Origin of the sequence: Streptomyces fulvoviolaceus (assembly GCF_000718165.1) — a bacterium.
Taxonomy (GTDB): domain Bacteria; phylum Actinomycetota; class Actinomycetes; order Streptomycetales; family Streptomycetaceae; genus Streptomyces; species Streptomyces fulvoviolaceus.
The window spans coordinates 125,353-141,854 of record NZ_JOEY01000017.1; the positions used below are offsets into that span (position 1 = coordinate 125,353).

At 72.1% G+C, this 16,502-nt stretch carries 10 protein-coding genes; 6 read left to right on the forward strand and 4 right to left on the reverse strand.

All coding sequences use genetic code 11. The annotated features are described in order from the left end of the window. Nucleotides 1-48: 48 nt before the first annotated feature. The 3 genes from prfB to IG08_RS0120085 form a co-directional block, all read right to left on the reverse strand. A complete protein-coding gene (gene prfB / locus IG08_RS0120075; RefSeq protein ID WP_030604066.1) occupies nt 49-1,155 on the reverse strand; it encodes a peptide chain release factor 2 in 1,107 nt (368 codons plus the stop codon). Between the two features lie 293 nt (nt 1,156-1,448). Continuing rightward, entirely contained in the window at nt 1,449-2,687 is a 1,239-nt protein-coding gene (locus tag IG08_RS0120080) for a serine/threonine-protein kinase (RefSeq protein WP_030604069.1), read from the reverse strand. Between the two features lie 111 nt (nt 2,688-2,798). Continuing rightward, nucleotides 2,799-4,463 (reverse strand): serine/threonine-protein kinase, encoded by a 1,665-nt coding sequence (locus IG08_RS0120085; protein ID WP_030604071.1) that lies wholly within the window; start codon nt 4,461-4,463, stop codon nt 2,799-2,801. A gap of 341 nt (nt 4,464-4,804) precedes the next feature. Between IG08_RS0120085 and IG08_RS0120090 the strand changes: the two genes are divergently transcribed. From IG08_RS0120090 to IG08_RS0120110, 5 genes are all read left to right on the forward strand, one after another. Then, nucleotides 4,805-8,239, forward strand: a complete 3,435-nt coding sequence (locus IG08_RS0120090) for an FHA domain-containing protein (protein ID WP_030604074.1) — start codon at nt 4,805-4,807, stop codon at nt 8,237-8,239. A gap of 712 nt (nt 8,240-8,951) precedes the next feature. Next, a complete protein-coding gene (locus IG08_RS0120095; RefSeq protein WP_030604076.1) occupies nt 8,952-10,340 on the forward strand; it encodes an ABC transporter substrate-binding protein in 1,389 nt (462 codons plus the stop codon). A 4-nt stretch (nt 10,341-10,344) separates the two neighbouring features. Next, nucleotides 10,345-11,688 carry a carbohydrate ABC transporter permease gene (locus IG08_RS0120100; protein ID WP_078655664.1) on the forward strand — a complete coding sequence of 448 codons (1,344 nt, stop codon included), beginning with the start codon at nt 10,345-10,347 and terminating at the stop codon, nt 11,686-11,688. After that, nucleotides 11,685-12,593: a carbohydrate ABC transporter permease gene (locus tag IG08_RS0120105; RefSeq protein ID WP_030604082.1), complete on the forward strand. Its 909-nt coding sequence runs from the start codon at nt 11,685-11,687 to the stop codon at nt 12,591-12,593. Before IG08_RS0120100 ends, IG08_RS0120105 begins: the two co-directional genes overlap by 4 nt. Nucleotides 12,594-12,727: 134 nt before the next feature. Next, complete coding sequence (locus tag IG08_RS0120110; protein ID WP_043454756.1) at nt 12,728-15,007, forward strand: bifunctional glycosyltransferase/CDP-glycerol:glycerophosphate glycerophosphotransferase; 2,280 nt, start codon at nt 12,728-12,730, stop codon at nt 15,005-15,007. Nucleotides 15,008-15,137: 130 nt separating this feature from the next. On the opposite strand, the gene IG08_RS0120115 is transcribed toward IG08_RS0120110, so the two are convergent. After that, complete coding sequence (locus IG08_RS0120115; RefSeq protein ID WP_030604087.1) at nt 15,138-15,551, reverse strand: organic hydroperoxide resistance protein; 414 nt, start codon at nt 15,549-15,551, stop codon at nt 15,138-15,140. A 124-nt stretch (nt 15,552-15,675) separates the two neighbouring features. On the opposite strand from IG08_RS0120115, the gene IG08_RS0120120 reads away from it, so the two are divergent. Then, nucleotides 15,676-16,173 carry a MarR family winged helix-turn-helix transcriptional regulator gene (locus tag IG08_RS0120120; RefSeq protein ID WP_043454757.1) on the forward strand — a complete coding sequence of 166 codons (498 nt, stop codon included), beginning with the start codon at nt 15,676-15,678 and terminating at the stop codon, nt 16,171-16,173. Nucleotides 16,174-16,502: the final 329 nt, after the last annotated feature.

Below are 16,502 nucleotides of genomic sequence, written 5' to 3' on the forward strand. Positions count from 1 at the left end.
GCGGGGATGGCAGTTGCCTTGTCGACAAAGCGGCGAGTGCGCCTCGCGTTACTTCTCCTGCTGCTTGCGCCAGCGAATTCCGGCCTCCAGGAACCCTTCGATCTCGCCGTTGAACACGGCCTCGGGGTTGCCGACCTCGAACTCGGTGCGCAGGTCCTTGACCATCTGGTACGGGTGCAGGACGTACGAACGCATCTGGTTGCCCCAGGAGTTGCCGCCGTCGCCCTTGAGGGCGTCCATCTTGGCCTGCTCCTCCTGCCGACGCCGATCGAGCAGCTTCGCCTGGAGGACGTTCATCGCGGACGCCTTGTTCTGGATCTGCGACCGCTCGTTCTGGCAGGAGACGACGATGCCGGTGGGGAGGTGGGTGAGGCGCACCGCGGAGTCGGTGGTGTTCACGCCCTGGCCGCCGGGACCGGAGGACCGGTACACGTCCACCCGGAGCTCGGACTCGTCGATCTCGATGTGGTCGGTCTGCTCGACCACGGGAAGGATCTCGACGCCCGCGAAGGAGGTCTGCCGACGGCCCTGGTTGTCGAACGGGGAGATCCGCACCAGCCGGTGGGTGCCCTGCTCGACGGAGAGCGTGCCGTAGGCGTACGGCACCTGCACGGCGAAGGTGGTCGACTTGATGCCGGCCTCTTCGGCGTACGACGTCTCGTAGATCTCGGTCTTGTAGCCCTTCTGCTCCGCCCACCGCAGGTACATCCGCTGCAGCTTCTCGGCGAAGTCGGCGGCGTCGACGCCACCGGCCTCGGCGCGGATGTTGACGAGCGCCTCGCGGGAGTCGTACTCACCGGAGAGGAGGGTCCGGACCTCCATCTCGTCCAGCGCCTTCTTGACGGCGGTGAGCTCGGTCTCGGCCTCGGCGCGGGTGTCCGGGTCGTCCTCCTCCTCAGCCATCTCGAAGAGGATGGAGAGATCGTCGATCCGCCCGCGCAGTGCCTCCGCCTTCCTCACCTCGGCCTGGAGGTGGGAGAGCTTGCTGGTGATCTTCTGTGCCTCGTCCGGGTTGTCCCACAGGGACGGCGCGGCCGCCTGCTCCTCGAGCACGGCGACATCTGCCCTCAGCTTGTCGAGGTCCAGAACGGCCTCGATCGACTCCATGGTCGAGGAGAGGGACTTGAGCTCTTCGGATACATCGACGACTGCCACACCCCCAGCGTAACGGCTCCGCCAAGCGGGGATGGCCGGTGTCCGTACCTCACGGTGACCGCCCTTGGGGGCTGCGCCCCCAGACCCCCGCTTCGGCCCTGAAAGGGCCTCGTCCGCAAACGCCGGACGGGCTGAAATTGCCTGACCGGCGTTGAGAAGCTCGGGAGAAATCAGCCCTCCGCCGAACTCCGCCCGCCGTCGAACTCCGCCCGCCGTCAAATTCAGCCCCTCCGGCGTTTGAGGAGCGGGGGTCCAAGCGGGGGTCCAGGGGGGGGCAGAGCCCCCTGGGACGGTCAAGGGGACGCCGGTGCCGAATTCTTCGTGTCCTGCGGAGTCGCCCCCGCGTCGTCCCCGGCAGTCGCCGCCCACAGACCGACCCCGGCCGCGGCCACCAGGATCACCGCAGCCGCCCCGAGCACCACACGACGCCGCCGCGTGGCAGCCCGGTGCCGGGCGGACCCGGGACGAGGAGCGCCCGCGGCCCGTGGCACCCGGGCCGTGCCGAGCGCACCCCCGGCCAGCTCGTCCGGCCCCGGCACCCTCATCGACGTGTGCGTGTCCCGGTTGGAGTCGGCCGGCTTCGCCCCCGGCACCAGCGGCACCGCTCCCCGCCGTACCGCACCGGAGCGCACCGGCTCCTCCGCAGGCGCCTCCGCCTCGTCCTCCTCCGCCTCCGCGTCCGGCTCGTCCACGTCCAGCGGCGGCATCCCCGCGAGCAGCGGCAGCAGCTCCCGCAGCCGCGCCCCGAGCTCGGAGGCGCGCAGCCGTGAGGCCGGCGCCTTGGCCAGGCACTGCACGATCAGCTGCCAGAGCTCGTCCGGGATGCCCGGCAGCGGTACGACCGTCTCCGTGACGTGCCGCCGCAGCACCGCCCCCGGATGTCCCCCGCCGAACGGCGTGAAGCCCGCCAGCAGTTCGTACAGCACGGTCGCCAGCGCGTAGATGTCCACCGAGGCGCGCGGCGGCAGCCCTTCGACTATCTCCGGCGCCAGGTAGTCCGGCGTGCCGATGATCTTCGTCGCGCGGGTCCGCCGCGGTGAGTCGATGAGCTTCGCCACACCGAAGTCGGTCAGCAGGGCGGGATGCGAACCGCCCGGGCCGAGCGGGCCCTGCATGTCCAGCAGGACGTTCTCCGGCTTCACGTCGCGGTGCACGACCCCGGCCGCGTGTGCGGCCGCCAGTCCGTCCGCGATGTCCGCGACGATCGCCACCGCGGCCTCGGGCGCCAGCCGCTTGTCCCGGTCGAGCCGGGTGCGCAGGTCCGTGCCGCGGACCAGGTCCATGACGAGCGCGAGGTCGTTGCCGTCGACCACCAGGTCGCGTACGGAGACCACGTGCGGGTGCTCCAGGCCCAGCAGCGCCGTGCGCTCCTGGACGAAGCGTCCGACGAGTTCCTGGTCGGACGCGAGGTCCTCGCGCAGCAGCTTGACGGCGACGGGCCCCTCGGGTCCCTCGCCCAGCCACACCGTGCCGGCGCTGCCCCGCCCCAGGATCTGGTTGGCGGTGTACCGGCTGCCGATCTTCCGTGCCAAGACTGCTCCTACAGACGCGTGTTGTCGCTAAAACTACGCGTCCGACGAGCCAACCTTCACCGCGGAGACGGAAATCACCCGCCAGGTGTCGACAAATCACCAACCCAACGGTCAGTTCGTGCCCGAGCCCCCGCCCAGATCGCCGACCCACCCGCTCACCGTGTCGATCCAGTCACCGATCTGCTGGAAGTAGCTCTTGCCCGTGCCGATCCAGTCCTGCAGCGGGCTCAGCTCCCAGATCAGCCAGCCCGCGACGAACAGGATGACGATCGTGAACAGGCAGCCCTTGAGGCAGCCGAGACCCGGGATCTTCATCCGGTTGGGGCTGCCGCCGCGCTGCCGGGGCTCGCGCGTCGGCTGCTGGGGCTGCTGCGGAGGCGCGTACCGCTGCGGCTGCTGCTGGGGCGGCGGGGCGTACTGCTGGGGCTGTTGCTGCTGCGGATGGCCGTAGCCGGACTGCGGCGGTCGCTGCTGGGGCCGCTGCTGCTGAGGCCTCGGCTGCTGCGGCTGCTGCTGCGGCCGGGCGACCTGTCGCTGGGGGCGGCGGCGCAGCGGGTCCTGGCTGGGGTCGAGGTACTGGACCTGTGTCTGTTCGTTGCGGTCGCGGGCGGCGCGGAGCTGGTTCTGCCAGGGGTGCGGCTCCTCGGGCCCGCCCTGCTGCCCCTGCTGTCCCGGCTGCCCGGGCGGCATCGACGGCATGGCGGCGGTCGGGTCGGCGGCGCCCACCGGGTTCCCGGCACCGCTGTGCGGCAGCACGCTGGTCCTGGCGTTGGGGTCGTAGGCGCCCGGGTCGTAGGCACCGGCGCCGTGCGGCAGCACCTGCGTCGGGTCGGCGGCGCCGGGCATGCCCGGGACGGCCGCCGGGGCCGGGTCGGGGGCGAGCAGCGCGCCGACGTTCTCCGCGGCGGCGATCTGCGCGGAGTTCGCGTGCACGCCGACGCCCTCGGCGACGACGCGCAGGGCGCGCGCGAGGTTCTCGGCGCTGGGGCGCTCGTCCGGGTTCTTGCGCAGGCAGCGCTCGATGACCGTCCAGAGGGGGTCGGGGACCGTGGACGGGCGGCGCGGCTCGACGCTCAGGTGCTGGTGCAGGACCTCGAGGGCCGAGCCACCGCCGAACGGCGGACGGCCGGTGACGAGCTCGTACATCAGGATGCCGGCGCCGTAGATGTCGACGGCGGAGGTCTGCGGGCGGCCCTCGGCGGACTCCGGCGCGACGTACGCGGGCGTGCCGACGAACTCGTGGGTCCGGGTGAGGCCGGGCGAGTCGGCGAGGCGTGCGATGCCGAAGTCGGTCAGGAGGGGGTGCATCTGGCCGCCGTACTGCTGGAGCAGGACGTTGGCCGGCTTGAGGTCGCGGTGGACGACGCCGTCGGCGTGGCTGGCGGCGAGCGCGTCGGCGATCTGGGCGGTGAGCAGGGCGGCGCCGACGGGGCTGAAGGGGCCGTTCTCGCGCAGGTAGCGATGCAGGTCGGGGCCCTCGACGAGGTCCATGACCAGGGCGAGCAGATCGCCCTCGACCACCAGGTCGCGCACCCGGACGATGTTCGGGTGGGTCAGCCTGAGGAGCACGGAGCGCTCGCGCAGGAAGCGCATCACGATGTCCGCGTCGCTCGCGAGCTCCTCCTTGAGGACCTTGATCGCGACGGTCTCGCCGGGCTGTCCGGGCACAGCGGCCTCGGCGCCCGCGGTCTCCCGCTGGCGGGCTCGCCAGACGGTCCCCGTGGCCCCGCGTCCGAGCGGCTCCTCGAGGAAGTACTTGCTGCCTACCGGCCGCACCCGATCGCTCCCTGCTGCTTGCCTGTGTTCCGACCCACTGTAGTGCCGCCTCTCAAAGCACTACGTAAGCGTTCCCAAGCCCGTTCGGAGGAAAGACGCCCTCGTCGGTCGCCTGGTTGCCGAATGGTTGCCGAACCCTGGCGTGACCGATCTCAAGTGATCGCCGGTGCGGCACTGGTCAGGCACTTTTAGGGGCAGAGCTGACCAATCAAGATCACTTGCCACCGAGGGGCGGGCGCGTTGTCAGTGACAGGTGCGAGGATGCCTGCAGTACTGGCCGACGTGCTCGTGCGGGGTGGGGACAGCCCGGCGCGCCCGCACAGAAGGGACCGCTGACGGCGATGCAGATCCGGCTGACCGTCGTAGACCCGCTGGGCTCGCCCGACCGGGCCCGCACCGCGAGCTGCGACGTGCTGGTCACGGCGCCCGTCGGCACAGCCCTGGCCGCGATCGCGTCGGCGCTCGCCTCGGCGGTCTCCGGGAGCGACGGCCCGGTCGTGCTGTACGCGGGTGGGGACCGCCTCGACGCCCAGCGCGCCACCCTGGGCGAACCCCCGCTGATCGACGGCGGCGTGCTGTCCCTGGGCGCCCCGGTCGAGCCGGAGTCCCATCCCGAGCCGGACGACGCCCCGCCCCAACTCCATGTCGTCGCCGGCCCCGACGCGGGCGGCGTCCACCTTCTGCACGGCGGTCAGATCCACCTCGGCCGCTCCGCCGACGCCGACGTCCCGCTCGACGACCCGGACGTCTCCCGGCTGCACTGCGCGGTGACCGTCGGCCCCGACGGCCGCGTCTCGGTCGCCGACCTCGGCTCCACCAACGGCACGACCCTGGACGGCACGCGCGTGGGCACCCGCCCGGTGCGGCTCATCCCCGGCGCCCTGCTGCGGATCGGCGAGTCGGCCCTGCGGCTGGCCCCGGGCGGCGGCCCGCGCATCCGCACGGCTCCGGACGGAGAAGGACATGTGCGGGTGTCCCCGGCGGCATCCGACGGGCAGGAAGCAGCCCACGCGCGCGTGCCCGCCGCCGACGGACCCGGCACACCGCCCGGGCCGCCCTCCGACCGGACACACCACGCCTACGGCTCCGCGAGCTGGGGCGCCTCGGGCGGAGCCCCGGGGTCCGCGGGGGTCCAGGGTCACGGCTCCGTCGAGCCGCCGGTGGTCGTGCCGGGGCAGGGCGGGGCCCCACTGATCGAGAGCCGTGGCGGGAGCGCTTCCGGCGGCCGCGGGGACACACACGGCGGCAGGTCCGGGATCGGCCCGCTCGGGGACGCCATGAGCGCATCACCCGGTGCGCCGGCTGAGGACCCCGCCGGCGAAGAGGCCCCGGACAACCCCGGAGCCGGCCGCCGCAAGGGAACCCCCCTGCGCGGAACCGACGTACCGCAGGGCCTGCGCCAACGCGGAGGCCTCACGGCCTGGGCGCGACGGCTGGCCGGCGGACGCGGCGAGCAGGACGCGGCCGAGCCCGGGACGTCGTCCTACGACTCCCCTGACTCCCCCGGCTCCTACGACGGCGAGTCGGCGGCCTCCGTTCCGGCGTCGCCGGCCACCGTGCCCCAGGCACCCGAGGCCTGGCCGGACCCGGCGGCCCTGCTGCTGACCGCACTGGGCCCGGGCGCCCGCCTGTGGGAGCGCGGACCGGGGCATCCGGAGGCCCTCACCGTGCGGCTCGGCACGGCCGACCGGGCGGCGCCCGACGGCTCGGGACTGCTGCCCGCGGTGCCGGTGACCGCCGACCTGCGCGAGGCCGGGGCGCTGGGGCTGGCCGGGCCGCGCGCGCGGCTCGACGGACTGGCCCGCGCGGTGGTGGCCCAGCTCGCCGCGCTGCACTCCCCCGAGAGCCTGGAAATCGTCCTGATCAGCGCGGACCGCTCCCGTCCCGCCGAGGAGCGCACGGCCGAGTGGTCCTGGCTGGGCTGGCTCCCCCATCTGCGTCCGGGCCACGGCCAGGACTGCCGCCTCCTCCTCGCCTACGACCGCGAACAGGCCGCCGCCCGCACCGACGAGCTCCTCCGCCGCCTGGAGGACCACCTGACGGACACGGGAGCCGCCCCTCTCGCCGGCGCGGCACGCACACCGGTCCCCACCCCCCGGGAGGCCGTCCGGCGACCCTCCTGGGCCCGGGACGACTCGGCGGACGAGGAGACGGACGGTTTCGAGGGGCCGTACACCGTGGTCGTCGTGGACGGCGATCCCGGCGGCGCCGACGTGCGCAAGGCGGTGGCGAAGCTGGCGCTGGAGGGCCCCCGGGCCGGCATACACGTCGTGTGCCTGGCCGAGACCGCACCGGCATCGCCCGCGTCACCGGTGACGGAGACGTACGAGGCGGCCTGTACGGCGGCGCCGACGTTCCGGGAGTGCGGCGCGGTCGCGCTGCTCAGCGGGGATGTGGCGACGGCGCTGCGGCTGATGCGGGTGGCGCGGGCGGAGGCGGAGGCACCGCAGGGCGGGGCCGGCACCGACGCCCCCTCCCGCCCCGCCCCCGTCGGGCACGGCACCGTGGCCGCCGTGGACGCCGTGTCCCTGGCCTGGGCCGAGCGGTTCGCCCGGGCGCTGGCACCGCTGCGCACCGAGGGCGGTGCCGGTGAGCGGCACGCGCGCGTGTCCTCGCCGTTGCCCCAGGCGGCGCGGCTGCTGGACGAGTTGGGGCTCGCCCGGGCCACCCCGGCGTCGCTGATGACCCGTTGGGCGGACGCGGCCGACGACGCGGAGTCGCTCGGCGGCCGGGCCTGGGCCGTGCTCGGGGCCGGGCCGCGTGGGCCGGTCTGCGCGGACCTCGTGGCCGAGGGCCCGCATCTGCTGGTCGAGGGCCCGGCGGGCAGCGGCCGTACGGAACTGCTGCGGGCCGTCGTCGCCTCACTCGCCGCCGCCGAACGGCCCGACCGGCTGAGCATCGTGCTGATGGACGGCCGGGACAGCGTGGGCGCGGGAGGTGCCGGGCACGGCGACGGCCTGCGCGTGTGCACGGACGTCCCGCACGTCACCACCCACCTCACGGCCAACGACCCCGTGCGCATGCGGGAGTTCGCCCAGTCGCTGAGCGCCGAACTGAAGCGGCGCGCGGAGCTGCTCGGCCGGTCCGACTTCACCGAGTGGCACACCGGCCGCGAGCTGTCGGGCCGCATGGTCGCCCAGCGCACGGCGACGAACCGCGGTGCGTCCGGCGCCGGGGAATCGTCCGGTGACCTCGACTCCCCGCCCAGCTCGACCATCCGCCTGCGCCCGGCGGCGGCCCGCCGACGGACGGAGACGGCACCGCCGTTGCCCCGGCTGGTCGTGATCGTGGACGACCTGGACGCCCTGGTCTCCCCGCCACTGGGTTCGCCGGGCAGGCCCGCGGCCGGTTCCGTCATACGCGCGCTGGAGGCCGTGGCGAGGGAGGGCGAGCGGCTGGGCGTCCACCTGGTGGCCGCGGCCGCAGTCGGCGGCCGCACGGCGGAGTCGGAACCGGCGAAGAAGGCCACCCTCCGCGTCACCCTCGACGCCCCGACCTCCGGCCCCGACGAACCAGCCCCGGGCCGCGGCCGCCTGACCTGGTCCGACGGCCGGGTAACCGCCTTCCAGGCCGGCCGCGTCACCGGCCGCATCCCCCGCACGGCGACTCTGCGCCCGACGGTCGTCCCGGTGGAGTGGGAACGCATGGGCGACCCACCGACCCGCCGCCCGGTAAGGGAGTTGGGCAACGGCCCGACGGACCTGGCACTGCTGGCAAGCGCGTTGGAGAGGGCGGCACGAGAGGTCGCGGCGACTGAGGTGCCGTCGCTGCTGTAGGGGTTTGGGGTGACTTTGCGGGGCTGGGGGTTCTTGACGGGGGCTGGTGTCTTCGCGGGGCTGGGGTTCTTAACGGGGGCTGGAGCTTCACGGGGCTGGGGCCTTCGCGGGCCTGGGGGTCCTTGACGGGGGAGTTGGAGCCCTTGCGGGGTCGCGTCCCGCCGAGTGGTGCAGCAGCGATCACCTCTCAGGTCGCGCGTGCACCAACCCCCTGGTCCACACGACGCAGAGACGTACCAAGATCGCGCCACTGCACCACTGCGCGGGACGTGATCCCTTGCGGGACTGAGGGTCCTCCGCGGGGCTGGAGCCTTCGCAGGGCTGGGGGTCCCCGCGGGAGTTGGGACCTGCACAGGCCGGGAGTCCCCACGGGAGTTGGGACCTGCACAGGCCGGGAGCCCCCACGGGAGTTGGGACCTGCGCAGGGCGAGGGGTCCCTCGCAGAGCCGGGGGGGTTGCCTTTCAGCCCCGGCCAGGCACTCCCAGCCCGTCCGGCGTTTGAGGACGAGGCCCCTTCAGGGCCGAAGCGGGGGTCTGGGGGCGGCAGCCCCCAGCAGACGCGAGCCACAACGCACCCGCACTGGTCACGACGGCATCACGATCCCCCGGTTGACACCGAACGCGCCCTTGCCGACCCCAACTAACACGGCGTAGACCAGACCGCACGGGACAGCGCTCGGACGTTCGACGAGGAACGAAGAACGGGGTCGTGATGCGCAGCACCAGCCGCACCAGCCGCACCAGCCGCACAAACCGGAAACCCAGGGCCGCAAAAACCGCAGCCGCCCTCCTCGCGGGAGCGCTGACGCTCTCGCTCACCGCATGTGGCGGAGACGACGACAAGGACAGCGACAGCAACGCCACCGGCGCCAAGGAAACCGGCACCACCGTCACCCTGCCCAAACTGAACGGCGAAAGCCTGGAGGTCGCCGCCGTCTGGTCCGGCGCGGAACAGGCCAACTTCAAGAAGGTTCTCGCGGAGTTCGAGAAGCGCACAGGCGCCACGGTGACGTTCGTGCCCGCACAGGACCCGATCGTCAACTTCCTCGGCTCGAAGATCGCGGGCGGCCAGCCGCCGGACGTCGCGATGCTCCCGCAGCCCGGCGCCATCAAGCAGGCCGTCGACAAGAAGTGGGCCAAGCCGCTCGGCGCCGAGGCGAAGGCCGAACTCGCCAAGAACTACTCGCAGGGCTGGCAGGACATCGGCAAGGTCAACGACGAGCAGTACGGCGTCTACTACAAGGCCGCCAACAAGTCCCTGATCTGGTACAACGCCAAGGTCTTCGAGAACGCGGGCGCCACTGAGCCCAAGACCTGGGACGAACTGCTCACCACCGCCCAGACGGTGTACGACTCCGGTGTCACCCCGTTCTCCGTCGGCGGCGCCGAGGGCTGGACCCTGACGGACTGGTTCGAGAACATCTACCTCTCGCAGGCGGGCCCGGAGAAGTACGACCAGCTGGCGAAGCACGAGATCAAGTGGACGGACCCGTCCGTGAAGGACGCGCTGACCACGCTGGCCCAGGTCTGGGGCAAGAAGGACTACGTCGCGACCGGCGCGCTGCAGACGGACTTCCCGGCCTCGGTGACCCAGACCTTCCGTGGCGGCGACCAGCCCAAGGCCGCGATGGTCTACGAGGGCGACTTCGCGCAGGTCAACATCGGCACGGCCGGTGCGAAGGTCGGCACGGACGCGAAGGTGTTCCCGTTCCCGGCCGTGGGCGACACCGCCCCCGTGGTCTCCGGCGGCGACGCGGCCGTGATCCTGAAGGACTCCAAGGCGGCGCAGGCGCTGGCCACCTTCCTGGCCTCCCCGGACGCGGCGACCATCCAGGCGAAGCTGGGCGGTTATCTCTCGCCGAACAAGAGCGTGGACAACTCGGTGTATCCGAACGCGGTGCAGCAGAAGATCGCCAAGGCGCTCATCGAGGCCGGCGACGACTTCCGCTTCGACATGTCCGACCAGGCCCCGCAGGCCTTCGGCGGCACGCCCGGCAAGGGCGAGTGGAAGGCCCTCCAGGACTTCCTGACGAACCCGAAGGACATCGCGGGCACCCAGCAGAAACTGGAGGCGGACGCGGCGGCCGCCTACGGAGGCTGAGGGCATGACGTCCGCCACGGCGGCAGGGGGCCCACCGCCCCCTGCCGCACCCAAGTCGCGCAAGAGTGTGACCGGCACCCGAAAGACCGTGGCAGCGCTGTTCCTGCTGCCCGCTCTCGTGCTGCTGGGCGCGCTCGTGGTCTACCCGATCGGGTACTCGCTCGTCCGCAGCTTCTACAACCAGTCGGGCGACGGCTTCGCCGGAATCGACAACTACAAGGCCCTGTTCACCGACGACGGCATCCGCACCGCCCTGAAGAACAACATCATCTGGGTGGTCTTCGCCCCGACGGTCGCCACCGCGCTCGGTCTGATCTTCGCGGTGCTGACCGAACGGGTGCGCTGGGGCACGGCGTTCAAGCTGGTCGTCTTCATGCCGATGGCGATCTCGATGCTGGCGGCGGGCATCATCTTCCGGCTCGTCTACGACCAGGACCCGGACAAGGGCTTCGCGAACGCGGTGTGGGTGGGCATCCACGACACCTTCGCCGACTCGTCCGCGTTCCCGAAGGCGCACCCGGGCCGTGAGTCGCCGCTGGTGGCACAGAGCGGCGGGTTCATCACCAAGGCGACGGTCCACACGGGCGACACCGTCACCCTCCCCCTCGTGGGCGTCGCCCCCGACCAGATCCCCGACAGCGCGAGGAAGGCCGTAGCACCACAGGCCGATCCGGGGAGGATCACCGGCACCACCTGGCAGGACTTCACGCGCGGCAAGGGCGTCGGCACGCTCGGCGGTGTCGACGCGACCGAGCTGGGCTACCCCGGGATGAAGATCGAGGCGGTGAAGGACGGCAAGGTCGTCGAGTCGACGAAGGCCGGCGACGACGGCACGTTCTCGTTGTCGGAGAAGGCCGACGGAGCCCAACTCCGCCTGCCCGCAAGCAACTTCAAGGAGCCCTACAACGGCCTGGACTGGCTCGGCCCGTCCCTCGTCACGCCCGCGATCATCGGGTCGTACATCTGGATGTGGGCCGGTTTCGCGATGGTGCTGATCGCGGCCGGGCTCGCGGGCATCCCGCGTGAGCTCCTGGAAGCCGCCCGGGTCGACGGCGCGACCGAGTGGCAGGTGTTCCGGAGGGTCACGGTCCCGCTGCTCGCGCCGGTCCTCGCGGTCGTCGCCGTCACCCTGATGATCAACGTGCTGAAGATCTTCGACCTGGTCTTCATCATCGCCCCGGGCTCCTCGCAGGACGACGCGAACGTCCTCGCGCTGGAGCTGTACCGCAAGGGCTTCTCCGAGGACCAGCCGGGCATCGCGAGCGCCATCTCGGTGTTCCTGCTCCTGCTCGTCATTCCGGTGATGTGGTTCAACGTCCGCAGGCTCAGGCGGGAGGTACGGCGATGACCGCAGAGGCCGGCAGTCTCACCCAGGCACCACCGGTAGAGAGCGTGAAGCCCAAACGGTCGCTCGCCGCGCGGCTCACGGAAGGTGTCAGCGGCGGTCTGGTCCGTGTCTTCCTCATCCTCGTCGGCCTGTTCTGGCTGGTCCCGACGATCGGTCTGCTGGTGTCCTCGCTGCGGCCCCCCGAGGAGATGACGGCCAGCGGCTGGTGGCAGGTATTCAGCAAGCCGTCCCAACTCACCCTCGACAGCTACGACAAGCTCCTGCAGAACAGCGACATCACCAACTCGCTCCTCAACACCGTGCTGATCACGGTTCCGGCGACGGTCCTCGTGGTCGTCATCGGCGCGCTCGCGGGCTACGCGTTCGCGTGGATGGAGTTCCCGGGCCGCGACTGGTGGTTCCTCGGTGTGGTCGGCCTGCTGGTGGTTCCGGTGCAGGTGGCGCTGATCCCGGTCGCCGAACTCTTCGGCAAGATCGGGGTGTTCGGCTCCATCTTCGGCGTGGTCCTGTTCCACACGGGGTTCGGCCTGCCCTTCGCGGTGTTCCTGCTGCGGAACTTCTTCGCCGAGATCCCGAAGGAGCTGCTGGAGGCGGCCCGGCTCGACGGGGCGGGTGAACTGCGGCTGTTCGCCCGAGTCGTGATGCCGCTCGGCGGCCCCGCGATCGCGAGCCTGGGTATCTTCCAGTTCCTGTGGGTGTGGAACGACATGCTGATCGCGCTGGTGTTCTCCAACGCCGACAGCCAGCCGATCACGGTCGCGCTGCAGACGCAGATGCGGGCGTTCGCCGACAACGTCGACGTCCTGGCACCCGGTGCGTTCATCTCCATGGTGGTCCCGCTGGCCGTGTTCTTCGCGTTCCAGCGGCAGTTCGTGTCCGGGGTGATGGCGGGCGCGGTCAAGTAGGCACGATCCGAGCGCTCTTCGGCGGGGACGGACCGCGTCCCCGCCGACGTTCACCCACTTGCCGTACGCGGCGTAACCAGGTCACTCCATCGGACGTTCCCGGGCAAACGCCCGCGCCGACCCATGGATGCCCCTTGCCCAGGTTCAGTGTCATCGTCCCCGCGTACAAGGTTCAGGCGTACCTGCAGGAGTGCCTGGAATCGGTGCTCTCCCAGTCGTATCCCGATCTGGAACTGATCGCCGTCGACGACCGCTCGCCGGACGCGTGCGGCGCGCTCCTCGACGAGTGCGCGGCCCGCGATCCGCGCGTACGGCCGCTGCACCTGCCGCAGAACCAGGGCCCGGGTCCGGCCCGCAACGCGGGCCTCGCCCGGGCGACCGGCGACTACCTGCTCTTCCTGGACGGCGACGACACCCTCGCTCCGGACGCGCTGCGCGCGATCGCCGACCGGCTGAAGGAGGCGGGCGAACCGGACGTCCTGGTCCACGACTTCGCGCGCGCGGACTGGACGGGCAGGTCCGTCCGCGACCGGGCCGGCCTCCAGCTCACCGAGCAGGGCCCGGCCCCCTTCCGCCTGGAGGACCGGCCGGGGCTCCTGCACCTCCCGACGGTGGCCTGGAACAAGACGTACCGCCGCGAGTTCGTCGAGCGCGAGGGCTTCGCCTTCCCCTCCGGCGACTTCGAGGACACCCCGTGGACGTACCCGGTCCTGCTGGCCGCGGAGTCGCTCGCGACCCTCGACCGGGTCTGCGTCCACCAGCGGCAGCGCCGCGGGGTCCCCGGCATGGCCGGCCCGCGGCACTTCGACGTCTTCGAGCAGTACGACCGCCTCTTCGCGTACGTCGAGCAGCACCCCGAACTCGCCTCCTGGCGCCCGGCGTTGTTCCGCCGCATGGTCGACCACCTGGCCACCGTGTGCACGGGCGGCGTGGCGCGCGGCATCCGTGCCGAGTTCCTGCGCAAGGCCCGCGCCCACTACCGGCGTTACCGTGCCCCCGGCTCCCCCGTCCCACTGCGCTCCCGTCTGCGCCACGTGCTGGTGCGGTTCGGCCTGCACCGCACGTTCCGCGCGCTGCAGCTGGCGTCGGCCCTGCGCCGCCGTACCGGCAAGGCAACCAGGCGTCTGCTGAAGGCAGTTCGGACGGCGACCCTCCGTCTGCACTACCGCGTCCAGCGCCGCCTCCCCCTGCGCGCCGACCGGGCCGTCTTCGCCGCTTACGGCGGCCGCGGCCACGGTTGCAACCCGGGCGCGCTGGAGCAGGCCTTCCGCACCCACGCCCCGTACATCCGCACGGCGTGGGTCGCCCGCCCCGAGCACCACCACACGATCCCGACCGCCGCGCGCCGGGTGCGTCCCGGCACGGCCGCGTACTGGACGGCGCTGGCCCGCTCCAAGTACCTCGTGGACAACACCGAGTTCGACCGCCGGCTGGTCAAGCGCCCCGGTCAGATCCTCGTGCAGACCCAGCACGGCACTCCGCTCAAGCACATGGGCCTCGACCTCCAGGAGCGTCCGGCGGCGGCCCGTGACACGGACTTCGCCGCGCTGCTGGCCGGTGTCGACCAGTGGGACTACCTCCTGTCGGCCAACCGCCACACGACGCTGACCTGGGAGCGGGTCTACCCGGGCGGCTACACCACGCTCGAGTACGGCAGCCCGCGCAACGACGTCTTCCAGCAGGCGACTTCGGCGGACGTGGCCCGTCTGCGCGAGTCCCTGGGCATCCCCGAGGGCACGGTCGCGATCCTGTACGCACCCACCCACCGCGACTACCGCCGTACCCAGCGCGCCGCCCTCGACCTGGAGCGCGTCCTGCGCCGCCTGGGTCCGCGGTTCATGGTCCTGGCCCGCGGCCACCGCCTCCACGAGGCCCCGCTGGCGAAGGGCACCCGGATCGTCGACGTCAGCGACCACCCGAGCATCGAGTCGCTCTGCCTCGCCTCGGACGCCCTGGTCACCGACTACTCGTCGATCATGTTCGACTACGCCAACCTGGACCGACCGGTCGTGATCCACGCCGCCGACGACGACTGGGCGGCGTACGAGGCGGCCCGCGGCACCTACTTCGACCTGCGCTCCTTCGCGCCGGGCGCGGTCGCGCGCAGCGAGGACGAGCTGATCGACATCTTCGCCACCGGCCACTGGCGGGGCTCGCGCTCCACCCAGCTGCGCTCCGCGTTCCGCGAGCGCTTCTGCCCGTACGACGACGGACGCGCCGCCGAACGCGTCGTACGCCGTGTCGTGCTGGGCGAGGACGAGCCGGCGCTTCCGTCGGTCGTGCCGCTCGACGCGCGCCATCCCGTGCCGTCCGCGGCCGCGACGCTCGCGCACTCTCCGCTGGCGACGGTGCCACAGCCGGCGGGGCCCGTGTCCCCGGCCCTGACCGACCGCACCCTCACCGACCGGATCTGAACGCCGTTCTCGCTCCCGGGAGTTCGCATGCCGTCCAGTCCCTCACGACCGACGCCGACCCGCCCGTCCACCTGGCGCCCGGCGGGGCGGCCCGGTGGACGGGCGGGTCGGTAGCCGTCGGCTTCCGGTTCTACTCGATGACGAGGTCGACCTCGATGTTGCCGCGGGTGGCGTTGGAGTAGGGGCAGACCTGGTGGGCGGTCTCGACGAGCTTGCGGCCCGTCGCCTCGTCCAGGGTGTCGGGCAGTTCGACGCGCAGCGTCACCTTGAGGCCGAAGCCCTCGCCCTGCTGGCCTATGCCGACCTCGGCGGTCACGGAGGCTTCGCTGACGTCGGCCTTGGCCTGACGGCCGACGAGGCCGAGGGCGCTGCCGAAACAGGCGGCGTAGCCGGCGGCGAACAGCTGCTCCGGGTTGGTGCCCGCGCCGTTGCCGCCCAGCTCCACCGGCATGGCCAGCGCGAGGTCGATCTTGCCGTCGTTGGTGACGGCACGGCCCTCGCGGCCGTGGGTGGCGGTGGCGACAGCGGTGTAGATCGCGTCCATGGAATCCATCCCTCGCATCAAAGTCAGGGTCCGGCGGCTCTGTCCCGGCCGCCTTACGACCACAAGTAGAGCACACAATTAAATTGCGCACAACTAAATGGCGGACAAGAGGTACCATGGAGACATGACCACGCCAGCACCCACCGACCAGGCCCCCGCCTCCCAGGGGGACTGGCTCCGCCTCGACCAGCAGATCTGCTTCTCCCTGCACGCCGCGTCGCGCGCCTTCAACGGCGTCTACCGAGTGGTCCTCAAGGACCTGGGCATCACCTACCCGCAGTACCTGGTGATGCTGGCCCTGTGGGAGCACGGCGACCTGCCGGTCAAGAAACTGGGCGAACACCTGCGCCTGGACTCCGGCACCCTGTCCCCGCTGCTCAAGCGGCTGGAGGCGGCCGGTCTGGTCCGACGTGAGCGCAGCGCCCGCGACGAGCGCTCCGTGGAGGTGCGCCTCACCGAGCAGGGCGTCGCGCTGCGCGAGCGCGCGGTTCAGGTACCGCGCCGCATCACCGCCTCGACCGGCTTCGACATCGAGGAGATCCGCGAGCTGCGCACCCGCCTCGACCAGCTCACCTCGATGCTGGACGCGGCGGCGCTGACGGAGACGCCGGGCTGCGAGTAGGCGGGCGGCGGATGGAGAGCCGTAGGGCCACGCCGTCGCGTACGGCCTGCCGCCGGGGCCCTTCGGGGACGAACTCCGCGCCCACGACGGCGAGTTCGACGCGCTCGGCCGGTTCAGGGGGATACCAGCGGGGGCGCAACGCACACGTCCCGGCAACGACCCACACCCGGTCGACCGCGGCCGGCCTCCGCCGACCCGCCCCCCGGTACAGCGTCCCGGACCGCGCACCGGACTCCCCGGGCGCGACATCCCGGCGGCACGACCCTCGCCCTCGCGACCCACACGGGCCGGCACGGCGAGGTGCGGTACCAGTACGGCGCGATGGAGTA

What these genes read in the sequence shown, in the direction of transcription:
- IG08_RS0120090 (WP_030604074.1), top strand. Translation starts at nt 4,805, where the DNA reads ATGCAGATCCGGCTGACCGTCGTAGACCCGCTGGGCTCGCCCGACCGG.
- IG08_RS0120095 (WP_030604076.1), top strand. Translation starts at nt 8,952, where the DNA reads ATGCGCAGCACCAGCCGCACCAGCCGCACCAGCCGCACAAACCGGAAA.
- IG08_RS0120100 (WP_078655664.1), top strand. Translation starts at nt 10,345, where the DNA reads ATGACGTCCGCCACGGCGGCAGGGGGCCCACCGCCCCCTGCCGCACCC.
- IG08_RS0120105 (WP_030604082.1), top strand. Translation starts at nt 11,685, where the DNA reads ATGACCGCAGAGGCCGGCAGTCTCACCCAGGCACCACCGGTAGAGAGC.
- IG08_RS0120115 (WP_030604087.1), bottom strand. Translation starts at nt 15,551, where the DNA reads ATGGACGCGATCTACACCGCTGTCGCCACCGCCACCCACGGCCGCGAG.
- IG08_RS0120120 (WP_043454757.1), top strand. Translation starts at nt 15,676, where the DNA reads ATGACCACGCCAGCACCCACCGACCAGGCCCCCGCCTCCCAGGGGGAC.